This is a genomic window from Noviherbaspirillum denitrificans (genome assembly GCF_002211445.1).
GTDB classification, from domain to species: Bacteria; Pseudomonadota; Gammaproteobacteria; order Burkholderiales; family Burkholderiaceae_D; genus Noviherbaspirillum; species Noviherbaspirillum denitrificans.
This window is the reverse complement of record NZ_LSTO01000001.1, coordinates 3846026-3864229: the sequence shown is the minus strand read 5'-3', so window position 1 is coordinate 3864229 and position 18204 is coordinate 3846026. Positions and strand designations below refer to the sequence as shown.

At 61.8% G+C, this 18204-nt stretch carries 15 protein-coding genes; 3 read left to right on the top strand and 12 right to left on the bottom strand.

The window, feature by feature from the left end; translation table 11 throughout:
- Positions 1–31: 31 nt before the first annotated feature.
- The 7 genes from AYR66_RS18730 to AYR66_RS18700 form a co-directional block, all read right to left on the bottom strand.
- Positions 32–757 (bottom strand): amino acid ABC transporter ATP-binding protein, encoded by a 726-nt coding sequence (locus AYR66_RS18730; protein ID WP_088708762.1) that lies wholly within the window; start codon positions 755–757, stop codon positions 32–34.
- Positions 758–767: 10 nt separating this feature from the next.
- On the bottom strand, positions 768–1457 hold the full coding sequence (locus AYR66_RS18725) for an amino acid ABC transporter permease (RefSeq protein WP_088708761.1): 690 nt from the start codon (positions 1455–1457) through the stop codon (positions 768–770).
- Positions 1454–2179 carry an amino acid ABC transporter permease gene (locus AYR66_RS18720; RefSeq protein ID WP_088708760.1) on the bottom strand — a complete coding sequence of 242 codons (726 nt, stop codon included), beginning with the start codon at positions 2177–2179 and terminating at the stop codon, positions 1454–1456. The genes AYR66_RS18725 and AYR66_RS18720 overlap by 4 nt, the downstream gene beginning before the upstream one ends.
- A 106-nt stretch (positions 2180–2285) precedes the next feature.
- On the bottom strand, positions 2286–3182 hold the full coding sequence (locus AYR66_RS18715) for a transporter substrate-binding domain-containing protein (protein WP_088708759.1): 897 nt from the start codon (positions 3180–3182) through the stop codon (positions 2286–2288).
- Positions 3183–3829: 647 nt separating this feature from the next.
- Positions 3830–5116, bottom strand: a complete 1287-nt coding sequence (locus AYR66_RS18710) for a Glu/Leu/Phe/Val family dehydrogenase (RefSeq protein ID WP_088708758.1) — start codon at positions 5114–5116, stop codon at positions 3830–3832.
- Positions 5117–5253: 137 nt separating this feature from the next.
- Positions 5254–6219, bottom strand: a complete 966-nt coding sequence (locus tag AYR66_RS18705; RefSeq protein ID WP_088708757.1) for a LysR family transcriptional regulator — start codon at positions 6217–6219, stop codon at positions 5254–5256.
- A 32-nt stretch (positions 6220–6251) separates the two neighbouring features.
- Positions 6252–8111: an ABCB family ABC transporter ATP-binding protein/permease gene (locus AYR66_RS18700; protein ID WP_088708756.1), complete on the bottom strand. Its 1860-nt coding sequence runs from the start codon at positions 8109–8111 to the stop codon at positions 6252–6254.
- A gap of 71 nt (positions 8112–8182) precedes the next feature.
- Between AYR66_RS18700 and AYR66_RS18695 the strand changes: the two genes are divergently transcribed.
- Entirely contained in the window at positions 8183–8587 is a 405-nt protein-coding gene (locus AYR66_RS18695; RefSeq protein ID WP_088708755.1) for an acyl-CoA thioesterase, read from the top strand.
- 65 nt (positions 8588–8652) lie between these two features.
- Positions 8653–10239 carry an alkaline phosphatase D family protein gene (locus tag AYR66_RS18690; RefSeq protein WP_088708754.1) on the top strand — a complete coding sequence of 529 codons (1587 nt, stop codon included), beginning with the start codon at positions 8653–8655 and terminating at the stop codon, positions 10237–10239.
- Positions 10240–10293: 54 nt separating this feature from the next.
- Here AYR66_RS18690 and AYR66_RS18685 read toward each other — a convergent pair whose 3' ends face one another.
- The 3 genes from AYR66_RS18685 to AYR66_RS18675 all read right to left on the bottom strand — a co-directional run bounded on the left by AYR66_RS18685 (position 10294) and on the right by AYR66_RS18675 (position 15383).
- Entirely contained in the window at positions 10294–11976 is a 1683-nt protein-coding gene (locus AYR66_RS18685) for a long-chain fatty acid--CoA ligase (protein ID WP_088708753.1), read from the bottom strand.
- Between the two features lie 236 nt (positions 11977–12212).
- Positions 12213–13304, bottom strand: coding sequence for an aminopeptidase (locus tag AYR66_RS18680; protein WP_420093111.1), 1092 nt, complete (start codon positions 13302–13304; stop codon positions 12213–12215).
- Positions 13305–13310: 6 nt separating this feature from the next.
- The gene (locus AYR66_RS18675; protein ID WP_088708752.1) at positions 13311–15383 is read right to left on the bottom strand and encodes a molybdopterin-containing oxidoreductase family protein; all 2073 of its coding nucleotides are present in this window, start codon (positions 15381–15383) and stop codon (positions 13311–13313) included.
- Positions 15384–15589: 206 nt separating this feature from the next.
- Here AYR66_RS18675 and AYR66_RS18670 point away from each other — a divergent pair, with 206 nt between their 5' ends.
- The gene (locus tag AYR66_RS18670; RefSeq protein WP_088708751.1) at positions 15590–16783 is read left to right on the top strand and encodes a M20 aminoacylase family protein; all 1194 of its coding nucleotides are present in this window, start codon (positions 15590–15592) and stop codon (positions 16781–16783) included.
- Position 16784: 1 nt separating this feature from the next.
- Here AYR66_RS18670 and AYR66_RS18665 read toward each other — a convergent pair whose 3' ends face one another.
- Together AYR66_RS18665 and AYR66_RS30445 are read right to left on the bottom strand one after the other, a co-directional pair.
- Complete coding sequence (locus AYR66_RS18665) at positions 16785–17603, bottom strand: DUF3047 domain-containing protein (RefSeq protein WP_088708750.1); 819 nt, start codon at positions 17601–17603, stop codon at positions 16785–16787.
- Between the two features lie 51 nt (positions 17604–17654).
- Positions 17655–18204: ATP-binding cassette domain-containing protein (locus AYR66_RS30445; RefSeq protein ID WP_141104273.1), on the bottom strand; the 550-nt coding region annotated here is incomplete at its 5' end.

Below are 18204 nucleotides of genomic sequence, written 5' to 3'. Positions count from 1 at the left end.
GGCGGGAGCGGCCTGGTCCGGGACCGGGACGTCAGTGGATGATCTTCGCCAGGAAATCGCGCGCGCGGTCGGAACGCGGCGAGCCGAAGAACTCGTCCTTGGTGCAATCCTCGACGATGTAGCCCTTGTCCATGAAGACCACGCGGTTGGCGACCTTCTTGGCGAAGCCCATTTCGTGGGTCACTACCATCATGGTCATGCCTTCTTGTGCGAGGCCGACCATGACGTCGAGCACTTCATTGATCATTTCCGGATCGAGCGCGGAGGTCGGCTCATCGAACAGCATCGCAATCGGGTCCATCGACAGCGCGCGGGCGATCGCCACGCGCTGCTGCTGGCCACCCGACAGCTGGCCGGGGAACTTGTCCTTGTGCGCGAGCAGGCCGACGCGATCGAGGTACTTGAGCCCCTTGGTGGACGCCTCTTCCTCGCTGCGGCCGAGCACCTTCACTTGTGCCAGCGTCAGGTTCTGACGGATCGTCAGGTGCGGGAACAGTTCGAAGTTCTGGAATACCATGCCGATGTGCGAGCGCAGCTTCGGCAGGTCGGTCTTGGGGTCGCCGACGGAGACCTTGTCGACCGTAATCTCGCCCTTCTGGAAGGGCTCGAGACCATTGACCGTCTTGATCAGGGTGGACTTGCCGGAGCCCGACGGACCGCAGACGACCATCACGTCACCCTTGGCGACTTTCGTCGTGCAGTCGGTCAGTACCTGGAAGCTTCCATACCATTTGCTGACATTGTTGATTTCAATCATCTCGTTATCCTTAGCGAATGATGGCGATGCGCTTCTGCAGGCGCTTGACCAGCGTCGACAGCACAAAGCAGAGTGCAAAATAAATGATGGCAACGAACAGGTACATCTCGACCACGCGGCTGTCACGCTGCGCGATCTTGACCGAGGCGCCGACGAAGTCGGTAACGTTGAGCAGCGAGACCAGCGACACGTCCTGGAAAAGCACGATGGTCTGGGTCAGCAGGATCGGCAGCATGTTGCGGAAGGCCTGCGGCAAGATCACGAGCTGCATCGACTGCCGGTAGGTCAGGCCGAGCGCATACGCTGCATTGACCTGCCCCTTCGGGATGCTCTGGATGCCCGCACGCATGATCTCGCAGAAGTAGGCCGCCTCGAACATGATGAAGGTAATGTACGCTGAACGGTCTGCGCCGAGCTGGATCGGCCGCTCCGCCCCCATGATGCTCTGCAGCACAACCGGCACCAGGAAGTAGAACCAGAAAATCACCAGCAGCAGCGGGATCGAACGCATCAGGTTGACGTAACCGGCTGCGACCATCGACAGCGGCTTGAAGTGCGACAGGCGGGCCATCGCCAGCAGCGTGCCGAAGATGGTGCCGCCGACGGCAGCCACCACGGTCAGCTGCAGCGTGTACCGCAGGCCGGTCAGCAGGTAGGGCCAGGTCCGGGCTACGACGTCAAAATCGAGATCACCCATCATTTACCTCCTGCGATATAACCGGGCACAGCCACCTTGCGCTCGATGAAGGCCATCACGCGGTTCGCCGTCATGGCGATCACGACGTAGATGAGCGTCGCCGCGGCAAAGGCCTCGAAGTAGCGGAAGGTCATCTCGCCCATTTCGCGTGTGCGGAAGAAGAGTTCGACCAGGCCGATGGAATAGGCCACCGCGGTGTTCTTGATGAGGTTCATCACTTCGGACGTCAGCGGCGGAATGATGATGCGGTACGCCATCGGCAGCAGTACGTAGCGGTAGGTCTGGATCTGCGTCAGGCCGAGCGCGTAACCCGCATTGCGCTGGCCGCGCGGCAGCGACTGGATACCGGAGCGCACCTGCTCGGCAATACGCGACGACGTGAAAAAGCCGAGGCAGACGACCGCAGTGGCGAACTGGTGGTCGGTCGGGTCCAGCGTCGTTACCCAGGCCTTGACGGCAGGGATCAAGCCCGGGATGACGAAATACCAGACGAAAAACTGGACGATCAGCGGTATGTTGCGGAACAGCTCGACGTAGGCATTGCCGAGCCTGACCAGCCAGGTCTTGTCCGTGGTGCGAGCAACGCCGACGATGGAACCGAGTACAAATGCCATGATCCACGCCAGCGCTGCGGTGGACAACGTCCACCCCAGGCCGGAGAGCAGCATCTCGATCCAGGATCCGTCGCCGTCAGGCACCTGTTCGAAAAAAATCCCCAAATTCATTATTGTTCTCCCAGCCTGCACGGCCGGGCCAAGCTACCGGCCCAGCCTTAAAAAAAAGCCGGAACGGCTGTAACGCCCCTCCGGCCCTGCTTTGAGTGCAACGCGATTACTGAACGCCCTTGTCGTTCGGGTTCTTGAATGCCTCGCGGATCGCCGGGGTCATCGGGAAGTTGATGTTGATGTTCTTCGGCGGGATCGGGCTCTGGAACCACTTGAAGTAGATCTTCTCGATCTCACCAGACTTCATCACATTGCCAATGGTCTTGTCGACCAGCGCCTTGAACTGCGGGTCATCCTTGCGCAGCATCATGCTGTACGGCTCCTGGCGCAGCGATTCCTGGATGATCTTGAAGTCAGCCGGGTTGCGCGAGTTGGCGATCTGGCCGGCCAGCAGGATGTCGTCCATCACGAAAGCTTGCGAGCGGTCGTCGGCCATCAGCAGGAAGGATTCGGCGTGGTCCTTGCCGTAGATTTCCTTGACGTCCACGTGCTTGGTCTTTTCATAGGCCTTCAGCAGCGGAACCGAGGTCGTGCCGGAGGTCGTGGACACCGTCTTGCCTGCCAGATCGGCCAGCGAGTTGATGTTGGACGACTTCTTGACAGCGGCGGTCACGTTGACCACGAAGTAGGTCGGGCCGAATGCAACCTGCTGCTGGCGCACGACCGAGTTGGTGGTGGAGCCGCATTCCAGGTCGATGGTGCCGTTCTGGAGCAGCGGGATGCGGTTGCTGGACGTGACAGGCTGCAGGCTCACCTTCAGGTTGGGCAGCTTGAGTTCCGTCTTCACCGCGTCAACGATCTTCATGCACAGGTCCATCGCGTAGCCGATGGGCTGCTGCTTGTCGTCGAGGTATGAGAACGGTACGGAAGACTCGCGGTGCCCCACGGTAATGGTGCCGGTGTCCTTGATCTTCTTCAGCGTACCGGTGAGGTCTTGTGCTTGAGCCGTGCCGGCGATTGCTCCGGTGGCGATCAGGACGGTGATGATCTTTGATAGTTTCATGTTGTCTCCAGGAAAAGTTGCGGGGCCTAGTGTACCAAAAGGACTGCTTCAAAAGCACACTTGTTCACTTCCCGCGAGCCGGCTTTTAAAGTGCATTCCTTCATTGCGAAAAACGTGCCTTCAGGCGGACACGTTGACTGCCTGCGATCCGCACCGAAAAGGCGCGCGAACCCTTACGTGGTACTACGTACCTGCTTCCTGCATGGACGGCCATGCAGGGAACGGGACTCTTTAACCAAGTACGAACTGTCTGTAGATCTGCCCTTCATTGAGCGGCGACCCGAATCGTGATCGAACGGGCCCATGAAGGGAGCAATGTCCTTGCGCAGCTGGATGGCGTAAGGTTCGGCGGAGAGAGCATCGCCGACCACGACGAAGCCATTTGAATTCTGCGCACTGGCACGCAAACCAAACAATAGCACGTCATTCGGCGGTAAGGCTTCGGCTTGTTGTTGCCGTGCATACGGACGCTTCGCTTGACGCGAAGGAGTAGCCCCTCGTGGGGCTGGCGGGGATAAGGCATGCATAAGGTCTCCTGCTCATGCTGTGCTGCAATCAGCCGCCGCCGGCCTCTGTCGGGCTTGCGGGCGGTCGGCTGGTTTTGATTGCGGCGGGTGCGTTGCCCGCCGCCATTCTCTTGATGCCGATCAGGGATAGAGGCCGCGCATCTCGCGCGCCTGCAGCACCCGGGTACATGCCACGATGAAGGCGGCGGTACGCAGGGATACCTTCTTTTCTTCGGCAAGCTGCCAGACGGCGGTGAATGCCTCGCGCATGATGCGCGTGAGGCGCTGGTTGATCTCGTCTTCGGTCCAGAAGAAGCTGGAGAAGTCCTGCACCCATTCGAAGTAGCTGACCGTCACACCGCCAGCATTCGCGATGACGTCCGGCACGACCAACACGCCCTTCTCATGGAGGATATCGTCCGCCGCCGGCGTCGTCGGGCCGTTGGCGCCTTCGAGGATGATCTTGGCGCGGATCTTGTTCGCATTGGCTTCGGTGATCTGCTGTTCGAGCGCCGCCGGGATCAGGATGTCGCAGTCGACTTCCCAGAAGCTGGCGCGGTCGGCGATCGCTTCCGCGTTGCGGAAGCCGGCAACGCTGCCGTGTTCCTTCACGTGGGCCTGAAGGGCATTCACATCAATGCCGGACTCGCGCACGACGGTGCCAACGTGGTCCTGCACAGCGACGACCTTTGCACCCGCTTCCGCGAACAGACGGGCCGCGATGCCGCCCACATTGCCGAAACCTTGCACTGCAATACGCGCGCCCTTGATGTCGAGGCCACGCTTTGCCGCCGCTTCGCAGCCGACGACGTAGACGCCGCGGCCGGTCGCTTCATGACGGCCGAGGCTGCCGCCAAGGGAGATCGGCTTGCCGGTCACGACGCCAGTGGCGGTGCTGCCCTGGTTCATGGAATAGGTATCCATCATCCATGCCATCACCTTTTCATTGGTGTTGACGTCCGGCGCCGGGATGTCCTTGTTGGGGCCGATGATGATGTTGATTTCGCTGGTATAGCGGCGCGTCATGCGCTGCAGTTCGCCGGTGGACAGGGTGCGCGGATCGACGCGGATGCCGCCCTTGGCGCCGCCGTACGGCACGTTGACCGCGGCGTTCTTGACCGTCATCCAGGCGGACAGCGCCATGACTTCGGACAAGGTCACGTCCTGGTGGAAACGCACGCCGCCCTTGCCCGGGCCGCGCGAGGTGTTGTGCTGCACACGATAGCCTTCGAAGTGCGCGATGGTGCCGTCGTCACGCTCGATGGGCACGTCGACGACGAGGATGCGCTTCGGGCGCTTGAGGGTTTCGACCCAGCGCGCGAGTGAGCCGAGGTGCGGCGTGACGCGGTCGATCTGTTCGAGGTAAACGCCCCAGGGGCCGATTTCGTGCGGGGTCAGGTAAGACGGGACTTCGTGTTTGATGGACATGCTGCCTACGCTCCTTCCGGGTTCATACGCACAATGAGGTGCGACACGGGATGGATGCTATTGCAAGGCGTTGCAGCAAATCCAATGCTTTGTGCGCATGTAACTATGCATGAAACGCATAGTTTTGGTGCGGCATGTCAGGCCGCGTCCTTGCGCTTCCTGGCACGTACTTTGGTCTGCGCCTGGCTGCGCTGCACGAGGTAATCCCAGAGGCGCGACACGATGGGTTTGCCCGGGCGCTGCGACGTGGGGCGCTCACGGTAGAGACGGATTTCCATGTTCACTTCCCAGCCGGATTGCCCGCCGTCGGCGCGCGCGAGCTGCTTCTGGCGTACTTCGCGCGTGACTGCGGATTCGGGCAGGAAGACCACGCCGTGCCCTTCGAGCGCCATCATCTTCAGGCCCTCGGCCATGTCGGTTTCGTAGCGCTTCTCGAGGTGCAGCGGACGCTTCGCATCGGAGAGGATCAGTTCCACCATGCGACCGAGGTAGGCGTTGCTGGTGTAGGAGAGGAAAGGCAGCGGCGACTTGGCGCTGCCGGGCAGCAAAAACTGCGGCGTGCCGCTGCGGTCGCAACGCGAGTACGCGCGCAATGCCTCGTTGCCGAGCGTGAGCATTTCATAGCGGCTGGCATCGAGCTGCACCGGCTGACGCGGGTGGTGGTAGCACAGCAGGAGGTCGCAGCCGCCCTCCACCATCGTCATCACCGCATCGTGCACGTTCAACGCGATCAGACGCGTGCGCAAGGTGCCGAACCCCTCCTCGAGCTCGGTCATCCACTTCGGCATGAAGGTCAGCGACAGCGTGTGCGGCACCGCAAAATCGACCGTGGTTTGCGCGGTGGGACGCTTGCCGCGCAGGAGCGCGCGCGCATTGTTGATCTGGCCCAGCATCTCCAGCGCCTGCTCGTAGAACACTTCCCCGGCGGGCGTCAGGCGGGTCGGATAGGAGGTGCGGTCAATGAGGTCGGCACCGAGCCACGCTTCCAGCGACTGGATGCGGCGCGAGAACGCGGGCTGCGTCACATGGCGCAATTCCGCCGACCGGCTGAAGCTGCGGGTCTCGGCCAATGAGATGAAGTCTTCCAGCCACTTGGTTTCCATGGCGCTATGTTAGACGCCTTCCCTCGGCAATGCTAGGCGGCCGCCGATTCTTCGTCCTCGGAATCCGGGCGAGGCGACGAGGCAGGGACTTCCTGGCGTGCCTGCTGGCGCTCCCACATTTGGGCATAGGCGCCGTTCGCTGCAAGCAGCTGCCCATGGGTGCCGCGTTCGATGATACGTCCGTGGTCAAGCACGAGGATCTGCGCAGCGTCGGCAATGGTCGAGAGTCGGTGCGCGATGACCAGCGTGGTGCGGTCCTTCGCGATCTCCTTCAATTGCGCCTGGATCGCCTGTTCCGATTTCGAATCGAGGGCCGAGGTTGCTTCGTCGAAGATCAGGATCGCGGGATCCTTCAGCAGCGTGCGCGCGATCGCCACGCGTTGCTTCTCGCCGCCGGACAGCTTGAGGCCGCGTTCGCCGACCTTGGTGTCATAGCCGTCAGGCAGGCTTTCGATGAAGTCATGGATGTAGGCCGCCTTCGCCGCGGCAATGATTTCGTCCTTGCCGGCATCCGGCCTGCCGTAGGCAATGTTGTAAGCGATGGTGTCGTTGAACAGCACGGTGTCCTGCGGCACGATGCCGATCGACTTGCGCAGCGACACCTGTGTCACGTCGCGCAGGTCCTGCCCGTCGATGGTGATGCTGCCCTTGTTGATGTCATAGAAGCGGAACAACAGGCGCGACAGCGTCGACTTGCCCGAACCGCTGTGACCGACCACTGCCGTCGTGGTTCCGGCCGGAATGCTGAAGTCGACATCGAACAGGATCTGCCGCTTGGTTTCGTAGCTGAAGTCGACATGCTCGAAACGCACTTCCGCGCCCTTGATCTCGATCGGCTTCGCCTCCGGCCGGTCGGCCACTTCCTTGTGCTGGTCGAGCAGCGTGAACAGCCGCTCCATGTCGGCCAGGCTTTGCTTGATTTCGCGATAGATCACGCCAAGGAAATTGAGCGGGATGTAAAGCTGGATCATGAAGGCATTGACCAGCACCAGGTCGCCCAGCGTCATCGTGCCGTCGATCACGCCCTGCGTCGCGCGCCACAGGATGAGCGTGACCGCGACAGCGATGATGAAGGACTGGCCGGTGTTCAGCAGCGAGAGCGAGGTCTGGGACTTCACGGCGGCGGTTTCCCAGTTCTGCAGGCTCTTGTCGTAGCGGCGCGCCTCGTATTCTTCGTTGCCGAAGTACTTTACCGTTTCGTAATTGATGAGCGAGTCGATGGCGCGTGTGTTCGCCTTGGAATCGAGGTCGTTCATCGTCCGGCGGAATCCGGTCCGCCATTCGGTCACGGCAACGGTATAGGCGATGTAGACGATCAGTGCGCCGAAGGTGATCGCCGCGAACCACACGTCGTAGTGCAGCACAAGGTAGCCGATCACCAGCGAGATCTCGACCAGCGTCGGCAGGATGCTGTACAAGGTATAGGACACCAGCGAGGAAATGCCGCGCGTACCGCGCTCGATGTCGCGCGTCATGCCGCCGGTCTGGCGGTTCAGGTGGAAGCGCAGCGACAGCGCATGCAGGTGGCGGAACACCTGGAGCGCGACGGTGCGCACCGCGCTCTGCGTCACCTTGGCGAACACGAATTCGCGCAGCTCGGTGAACATCGTCGTGCACAGCCGCAGCAAGCCGTACGCAACCAGTATGCCGACAGGCAAGACCAGCAGCGCGCGCGGATTGTCCGCGCTGATCGTCATGTGGTCGACCAGTTTCTTGAGCACGATAGGCACGCCGACGTTGGCCAGCTTGGCGCCGACGAGGAAGGTCAGCGCCAGCAGCATGCGCCACTTGTACGCCCATAGGTAGGGGAACAGCGTCTTGAGGGTGACCCAGTCATTGCGTGTTCCCTGGTTGGCCGGGGGCTCGGGGGAGGATACAGGATGGCGTCGCATGAAAAATGTTCAACAAGTTTGGTTTATGCTGTTGCTTTGACGATTGTAGCTGCAACAGAGAGGAGAAGAAGATGACTGACCCGCAAACCACCCTGCCCGCAGGGAAAATGCCGCAACTGCGCGTGATGCCGATGCCGGCCGATGCCAACGTGCACGGCGACGTGTTTGGCGGATGGATCATGGCGCAGGTCGACATTGCCGGCGCGTTGCCCGCAGTGCGCCGCGCCAATGGCCGGGTCGCGACTGTTGCCGTGAATTCCTTCGTGTTCAAGCAGCCGGTGTTCGTCGGCGACCTGCTTTCCTTCTATGCGGAAGTGGTCAAGGTGGGCAACACGTCGATCACCGTCAATGTCGAAGTGTACGCCGAGCGCAATCGCTTGCAGGTCGAGACAGTGAAGGTGACGGAAGCGACGCTCACCTATGTCGCCACCGGCGAGGACCGCAAGCCGCGGCAACTGCCGCCGCTTGAATCGTGACATGAGACAACATCCGCTTTGACCTGCTCCGGGGGGATGGGTTCATCCCCTCTCCTCACATCTCCATGCATTCCGACCGCAGAAATTTTCTCGCGCAAGCGGCACGGCTGCTCTCGCTGGCCGCGCTCGCATCGGCGTTCCCGTCCCGTGCGGTCACGCGCATCGCATCCTATCCCTTCAGCCTCGGCGTCGCGTCCGGGTCGCCGCGTGCAGACAGCGTCGTGCTCTGGACACGCATCCTGCCCGATCCGCTCGATGCGCAATCATCCGGGAACCAGCCGTATGCGGTGCAATGGGAAATCGCCGAGGACGAAGCATTCCGCAAGATCGCTGCGAAAGGCACTGCAACCGCACTGCCCGAGCTGGCGCACAGCGTGCACGTCGACGCCGCCGGCTTGCGTCCTGACCGCTGGTACTGGTACCGTTTCATGCTCGGCGACGCCGTCAGTCCCGCAGGGCGCACGCGTACCGCCCCGGCGGCCGATACGCTGCCCGCATCGCTGCGACTGGCATTCGCCTCCTGCCAGCATTGGGAGTTCGGCCAGTACGCGGCGCACCGGCATATCGCTGCCGAAGCGCCGGACCTCGTCGCCTTCCTCGGCGACTACATTTATGAGTGGGGCCCCTATGAGCTCACCCATCCTGCGTCACCACGCCGCCGCAGCAATGAGTCGATGACGCTGGCGGACTACCGTGCGCGCTATGCACAGTACAAATCCGACCCGCTGCTGCAGGCCTCGCATCTCGCCGCACCCTGGATCGTCACCTGGGACGACCATGAAGTCGCAAACGATTACGGCAAGGACCGCGACGAGCGGATCGATCCCAACTTCCTCGCGCGCCGCGCCGCTGCCTACCAGGCGTTTTACGAGCATATGCCGGTGCGCCTGCACGCATTGCCGGACGGTCCGCAACGCTACGCGCACCTGCGCATTTACGATCGTTACGACTGGGGCAGGCTGGCGCGATTCCATGTGCTCGACAGCCGCCAGTACCGCTCCTATCACGCCTGCCCAAGCCCGGGACGCGGCGGCTCGTCGTCCGTGACCAACGGCTGCGCCGAACTTGCCGATCCAGCCCGTTCGCTGCTCGGCCCGGAACAGGAAGCGTGGCTGATGGAGGGATTTGCTTCGTCGAAGGCGCGCTGGAACATCCTCGCGCAGCAAACCCTGATGGCGCGCGCGTCGCAGGTGCCGGTCGAGAAGGAAGGTGACGGCCGCTTCTGGACCGACGGCTGGGACGGCTACCCCGCCGCGCGCCGGCGCCTGCTGGACGGCCTGGTGAAGCACGAAGCGGCCAATCCGCTGGTCATTTCCGGCGACGTGCACACCTTCTACGCCGCCGACCTCAAGCCCGATTTCTTCCGCCCGACGTCGGCCGGCAATCCCATCGTCGCCACCGAGTTCTGCGGCACATCGGTGTCCTCCAACTCGCGCCCGCAATCGCGCACCGACCAGTACGTCGCGCAAAACCCGCATATCAGATATGGCCGCAGCGACCGGCGCGGCTATGTGTCGATGGAGGTCAAGCCGTCCGGCACGACAGTGCGCTTCCAGGCGCTCGACGATGTGCGAGCGGCTGATTCGGGTGTCGCCACGATCGCGTCGTTTGTCGTCGAGTATGGCCGCCCCGGCGTTGTTCGTACCGGCTGAACGGACGAAAAAAAACCGCCTGGCTGGCAGGCGGTTTTTCGAACATCAGGCGGCTCAGGCTGCCTTTTTCTCGTCGCGCAGTTCACGGCGCAGGATCTTGCCGACATTGGTCTTCGGCAATTCGTCGCGGAACTCGATGTACTTCGGCTTTTTGTAGCCGGTGAACTGTTCCTTGCAGTAGTTCATCAGCTGATCCACCGTCAGCGACGGATCCTTGCGCACTACGAACAGCTTCACCGCTTCGCCCGAGTGGACATCGGGCACGCCGATGCACGCGCATTCCAGCACACCTGGATGGGCGGCCACCACGCCTTCGATCTCGTTCGGATACACATTGAAGCCCGACACCAGGATCATGTCCTTCTTGCGGTCGACGATGCGCACGTAGCCGCGCTCGTCCATGATGCCGACGTCGCCCGACTTGAAGTAGCCGTCCGGCGTCATGACCTTGGCGGTCTCGTCCGGGCGGTTCCAGTAGCCGACCATGACTTGCGGACCGCGGATCGCGATTTCGCCGGGCTGGCCAATCGGCACCGGCTGGCCGGCATCATCCAGGATCGCGATGTCGGTGGACGGGATCGGCAAGCCAATGGCACCGGAGAATTCGGCGGCGTCCGCCGGATTGATGGTTGCCGAGGGCGAGGTTTCGGACAAGCCGTAACCTTCGACGATCGGGCAGCCGGTAATCTTCAGCCATTTTTCCGCCACCGCCTTCTGCACCGCCATGCCGCCGCCGTTACAGATTTTCAGGCTGGAGAAATCGAGCTTGGCGAATTCGGGATTGTTCATCAGGCCGTTGTACAGCGTGTTCACGGCGGGCAGCAGGTTGAACTTGTATTTGCCCAGTTCCTTGATGAAGCCCGGGATATCGCGCGGATTCGGGATCAGGATATTCATCGCGCCCCAGCGTGTGCCCATGAGGCAGCACGCGGTCAGTGCGAAGATGTGGTACAGCGGCAGTGCGCAGACGATGGTCAGCGGATCGATCTTCGGCTCGCGCTGCAGCGCAGGCTGCGCCCAGGCATCGTTCTGCAGCACGTTGGCGATGACGTTGCTGTGCGTGAGGGTCGCGCCCTTGGAGACGCCGGTGGTGCCGCCGGTGTACTGCAGGAAGGCGACGTCCCCATGCTTCAGGTCCACCGGCTTGAGCGTGCCGCGCGCGCCTTCCGACAGCGCCTGCTTGAAGCGGGTCGCATTGGGCAGCGAAAATGCCGGCACCATCTTCTTCACGTTGCGCACGACGAAGTTGACGATTGCGCCCTTCACGCCGCCCAGCATCTCGCCCATGCTGGCCACGACCACATGCTTGACCTTGGTCTTGCCGATCACCTGCTCCAGCGTGTGCGCGAAGTTTTCCAGGATGATGATGGCTTCCGCGCCGGAGTCGTTGAGCTGGTGCTCCAGTTCGCGCGGGGTGTACAGCGGGTTGACGTTGACGACCGTGTAGCCGGCGCGCAGCACGCCGGAAATGGCGATCGGATACTGCAGCACGTTCGGCATCATGATGGCCACGCGCGCCCCCTTCTGCAGGCCGCGCCCCTGCAGCCATGCGCCCAGCTGCCTGGAGTACGTGTCGACGTCGGCGTAGGTCAGGAACTTGTCCATGCAGACGTACGCGTTGCGCGACGCATACTTGCGGAAAGATTCTTCCATCAGGTGGACCAGCGAGCGGTACTGGGTGTAGTCGATCTCCGATGGAACGCCCTGGGGATAGGACTTCAACCAAATCTTTTCCATTGTCTGCCTCTTGTCTTGTGTGGTGAGATGGTTTCGGTCGCATAAAAATCGAACGACCGGTTTTTTTTGTCATCTTAGATGCTATCGGCGGCAGCGTTCCAAGGCAAGTCTTTTAGACAAGATCAGAGGGCTTTTTCTACATTTCCAGTATTGCGGCGCAGCAATCAACGGCGCTGATTCGGGCAAAAAAAACGCGACCTCGACGGGTCGCGTTTTGTATCGGCAGGAGGGCTCGCTTATTGTGCGTGCTCTTGCGCGTGCTGGTTTTCCGCGGTCATCGGCGACTCGCCATATTCCGCGAGCTGGCGATGCCGCTCATTCTCACCCATGGACGCCAGCTCGCGCACGGCGTCATAGAACTTGCCCATGTCCTTCTGCCGCGCCAGCAGTGCCTTGAAGCCGGGCACGAAGTCGTGGTACGTGGCGATGGCGGACAGGTGCGCATTCGAGAGCGGCTCGGCGAACCAGCGGTCGTAGCCGGTGTAGCCGCCCCACGATGCCTTGAGCTCCTGGTACTCGTCCTTCAGCGACTGGAAAATAGAAGCCTTTTCCTTGCGCTTCTCGTCGTCGCTGACGTCGCGCTCGTAATTTTCCTGGAGCATTTTCCGGTGCTTCATCAGCAAGGCGAGGAAGTCGCGCTTGCGGCCTTCATATGCGACGTAGGCCTTGCGTGTCTTTTCGTCGCCGTACACGGCCATCCAGCGCTCGACGCCGGCTTCTTCCACTGCGACGGCAAAGGATTCATTGAAGCGCGAATCGCCCGCGACGTACACAACCTGGTGCGCCAGCTCGTGGAATACCAGGCGCGCGAGTTCGCCGTCGGGATACTGGATGAAGGTCGACAGCACCGGGTCCTTGAACCAGCCCAGCGTCGAATACGCCGGCACGCCGGACACTTCGACATCGTACTTGTCGGCGCGCAGCTCGGCGGCGTACGACTGCGCATCATCCTTGCTGTAATAGCCACGGTAGTTCACGCAGCCCGCCACCGGGAAGCACCATTGCAAGGGCTTCAAGGACAGCTCCGGCGTCGCGACGATGTTCCACATCACGAACGGACGCTTGAGGTCGGCGTAGGTGGTGAAGGTGTCATTGTCCGGCAGGCCCAGCTCGCGCGCGGCGAACTGGCGGATCTGCTTGACGCGGGTGAGCTTGCCCTTGAGCTTGTCCTCGACGTCCGGACTGGACAGCCAGTCGTCGATGGGGCGCGCCTCGGACAGCAGCGAGAGCTGGCCCTGCGCGGCCTGCACGAAATATCCCAGCTGCGCACAGCCTGCAACCAGTCCTGCCATCCCGCAAAAGATCAACGCCCGCCACTTCATCTTCATTCCTGCCTATGCCTTTTCCACCTGCACCAGCACATCGTAAAACGTTGGCGCATTGCCCATATCGGTCAGCTGCTGGCTGGTGACTTCATTGGCATTCTTGCCGTCTGCGGCGAACTTCTTCCACCAGATCGACAAGCCCACCACCAACCCGCGCCGTGCTTTGTCCGTCACGCGTGCCTTTGCGATGAAGGAGCCGCGGTCGTTATAAATCCGGACCGCGTCGCCATCGCCGATGCCGCGCTCGTCTGCGTCGGAAGGATGCATATCGAGATGCGGCTCACCTTCCGTATCACGCAGGCTCTGCACATTGACGAAGCTGCTGTTAAGAAAGTTCCTTGCCGGCGGAGAAATCATGGCGAGGGGATATTTTTTCGCCAACGCCGGATTGCTCGCGACCGATTCATGCGGCGGGATATACGCTGGCAAAGGATCAAGTCCGGCGGCTTTCATCTTCGCAGAATAGAACTCGCACTTCCCCGATGGTGTCAGGAATCCGCCGTGCGCGAAGGGCGCATCCGGTGCATTGAGCTTTTGCCAGCCCTTGCGCTTGAGCGAATCCCAGTCGAAGTGGATCGCGCGCACGTCGTCGCGCTTGAAAGCCTGCGCGGCGATCTCGTCATCACTCTCGTGGAAGCAGGGATCGTCGAATCCCATGCGCGCTGCCAGCAGGCGGAAGACTTCGGTGTTCGGCTTGGCTTCGCCCAGCGGCGCGATCGCTGCATTATTGGCCATCATGTACAAATGGCCATAGGTGGAATGGATATCGACGTGCTCGAGCTGCGTCGTTGCTGGCAGGAGGATGTCGGCGTAATCCGCGGTGTCTGTCTGGAAGTGCTCCAGCACGACGGTGAACAAGTCCTCGCGCGCGAAGCCCTGCACGACCTTCGCCGATTCCGGCGCCACCGCAACCGGGTTGGAGTTGTACACCACGAGCGCTTCGATCTTCGGGCCGAATGCCTGCGAGCTCTCGCGCAGCAGGTCGTCGCCGATGGTGCTCATGTTGATGGTACGCGGTTGTTCTTTCAGCAGGTCGGGGCGCTGCAGTACCTGGGGATTCTTGGGGAAGGAATCCGACGACGAAAGCTGGATGCCGCCCGCCGCATGGCGCCACGCACCGACCAGCGCCGGCAGGCAGGCGATGTTGCGTACCGCCATACCGCCGCCATGCACGCGCTGCACGCCGTAGTTGACGCGGATCGCGACCGGTTCGCCGCGCTTTGCCGCGCCGCCGTATTCGCGCGCCAACTGCACCACCTCCTCGACGCTGATGCCGCAGGTCTGCGCGGTCCGCTCCGGCGTCCATTCGGCGGCGCGCTCCTTGAGCTGGCCGAAACCAAGCGTGTGCTGCTCGATGTAGTCGCAATCCAGCAAGTCTTCGGCGATCAGCACATGCATCATGCCAAGCGCCAGCGCCGCGTCCGTGCCGGGTAGGAGCGCGATGTGCTGATGGCATTTTTCCGCCGTCAGCGAGCGGTAGGGATCGATGGCGATCAGCTTCGCGCCACGCCGCTTGGCTTCCTGCGCACGCATCCAGAAATGCAGGTTGGATGCGATCGGATTGCCGCCCCAGATCAGGATCAGCTTGGCATTCTGGAATTGTTCGACGTCGGTTCCGATGCGTGCGCCAATGGTGTACTTGTAGCCTTCCCCACCCGCCGATGCGCAGATAGTGCGGTCGAGCAGCGAAGCACCCAGCTTGTGGAAAAAGCGTGCCGCCATCGACTCTCCCTGCACGAAGCCCATGGTGCCCGCGTAGCTGTAGGGAACGATGGCCTGCGGATTACCCGAGGCGATTTCTCCCAGGCGCGATGCGATGGTATCGATCGCCTCGTCCCAGGTGATCCGCTCGAAGCGCCCTTCCCCCTTGCGGCCGACGCGTTTCATCGGGTGCAGCAAGCGGTCCTTGTGATAAGTGCGCTCAGTGTACTTCGATACCTTCGTGCACAGCACGCCGGCGGTGGTGGGGTGATCGGGATCTCCCTTCACCTGGACGGCGACGCCGTCCTCGACGGTAACGAGCAGGGCGCAGGTATCGGGGCAATCATGGGGGCAGGTAGCGCGAACAATTGAAGTGGTCATGTGGACATCCGTGGTGTGCCGGAGGCCCGCTTGTGGCAGGCGCCCGACGAAAGAAATCGTGCCGCAGGCGTGTTTGCAGTAGTTAAAATATACCTTCTCGGCCCAAGCGTAATATACCCATATCGTACGCATATCGCAGGCTGACCGCATGCCGCAAAGCAATAAGCGATTCCATCACCAGCACGGCGTGCGTCCCGGAGGCAAACATGAAGTTGATCGACCCCATTCTCGAATTCCAATCAGAGCTGCGCCAGATCCGGCGCGACATCCACGCCCATCCCGAACTCTGCTTTGAAGAGCGCCGCACTGCCGAACTGGTTGCGCAAAAGCTGACGGAGTGGGGCATTCCCGTCATCCGCGGCATGGGCACGACCGGTGTGGTCGGCATCATCAGGAACGGCAGCAGCTCGCGTTCCGTTGGCCTGCGCGCCGACATGGACGCCCTGCCGGTCCAGGAAATCAATACTTTCCCGCACGCGTCGCGCCACGCCGGCAAGATGCATGCATGCGGCCACGACGGCCATGTCGCGATGTTGCTGGGCGCGGCCCGCTACCTGTCGCAGCACCGCAATTTCGACGGCACCATCTACCTGATCTTCCAGCCGGCCGAGGAAGGCGGCGGCGGCGCGCGCCGCATGATGGACGACGGGCTGTTCAAGGAATGCCCGATGGAAGCCGTGTTCGGCATGCACAACTGGCCAGGCGTGCCGGTCGGGACCTTCGGCGTTTGCGCCGGTCCGATGATGGCGTCGTCGAACGAATTCGAAGTCACCATCAAGGGCAAGGGCGCGCATGCTGCACAGCCGCACAAGGGCATCGACCCGATCATGGTGGCGGTGCAGATTGCGCAAAGCTGGCAGACCATCGTCTCGCGCAACAAGAATCCGCTCGACGCCGGCGTCCTGTCGATCACGCAAATCCATTCTGGCAGCGCCACCAACATCATTCCCGACGAAGCAACGCTGGTAGGCACCGTGCGCACCTTCACGACCCCGGTGCTCGACCTGATGGAACGCCGCATGCAGGAGATCGCCGAGCACACCGCAGCGGCTTTCGAGTCCTCGGTCGACTTCCGCTTCAAGCGCAATTACCCGCCGCTGATCAATCACTCGAAGGAAACCGCCTTCGCGGTCGAGGTCATGCGCTCCATCGTCGGCCCGGACAAGGTCGATTCCCAGGTCGAACCGACCATGGGCGCGGAAGATTTCGCCTTCATGCTGCAGGAAAAAGCGGGCTGCTATGTCTTCATCGGCAACGGCGAAGGCGCGCACCGTGACAGCGGCCACGGCCTCGGACCGTGCAACCTGCACAATCCGAGCTATGACTTCAATGATGAGCTGCTGCCGATCGGCGCAAGCTATTGGGTGAAGCTGGCCGAAAGCTGGCTGGCGAAAAGCTGAATTACTTGCGTTGGGTGAGGGACAGTGCCGGCTGGGCACTGCCCGGCCCGCTGTGGTGGGCAAAGCGTTCGCGCAGCAACTGGATATCGCCATACCACGCTTCCGCCGATTCGCCGGTGTTGTCGGTGTCGGTAAGCACGCCGACGCCGATCAGGCGGCCCGGCTTTTCGCCGAAAGCCTTTTCGAAATCCTCAATGACGTTGCGCGCGAAGTTACGCCACTCGCCGATGCCGTCCGACCCGCTTTCGGCCACCATCATCTTGATGCGGCTGGTATAGGTGCTGCCGATGATGGTGCCCGTCGGCTTGTTGTTTTCCCAGATGTACATCAGCGTCGCATACGGGAATTCGTAGCCAGTCATCACACGCGCCGTCTCGAACAGTACCTGGTCGGTAAACGGCATGGTGTCCTTGTCGCCGTCAAAGCCGAGGATGATGCGGACCGGCGAATCCTCGGTCGCACGTTTGGTGTTGTCCGCCGAATTCACCAGGCTGGTGATCTTCCAGCTCCAATGCAGCCAGGGCTGCTGCTGCGCATTGATATCGACCTTTTGCATGAGGCCGGACGACGCGCTGTCGGCGCGCGCATGCAGGACCGTTGCATTGTCCTTGCTGACCAGTTCGTATTGCGTCTGCTTCTTGTTACGCAGCAGGATCATCGGCTCCCAGCCCTGCGGCAACCCGCCTGCCTCGTTGGAAGAGAAAACAGAGAGTGTGGTATCTGCCGCGGTGCGGGCAGCATTCGCATCGGGCCGTGCCGATTGCGTTGCGCAACCGGCAAGTGAAAGCAGCAATCCGAGCGGAATGAAGAAGCGTTTCATGTCGATCCAGTCCAGTCTGCGATCGACATGAAAGACATGATCGACGCTGCGCTATGTGCGCTGTAGTGGGGTTGCCCGAATTGTATAGCGCGAAATCGCCGTAGCGTTCGCTAACCTGTTCGAACCCTCGGATTCATGGACAAAGTGCCAACGAATTCCGTGGTATTTGGCAACAGCCTCCCGGTGGGCAATGCTGATAAGTGCCGCGTCGGGCAGTTCGCGCAGCACCGCTTCATACAGCGTTGCCTCGGAATCCGGATCGAGCGCACTGGTCGCCTCATCGAGAAAGAGTACATCCGGCCGCATGAGCAGCGCGCGCACGAAGGCCAGCCGCTGCTGCTCGCCCGGCGACAGGCGCTGGCTCCAGTTGTCCGTCTCGTCCAGCAACTCGGCGAGGTGCGGCAGCATGCACATCTCCAGGTAATGCCGGATCGCACGGTCCTTGTACGCCTGCTCCTCCGCCGGATAGGCAATGGCAGCGCGCAGCGTGCCGATAGGCAGATAGCCCTTCTGCGGCAGGAACAGCAGCCGCGACCGGCTCGGGATTTCGACACTCCCCTCGCCGTATGGCCAGATGCCGGCCAGCGCGCGGAACAGGGTC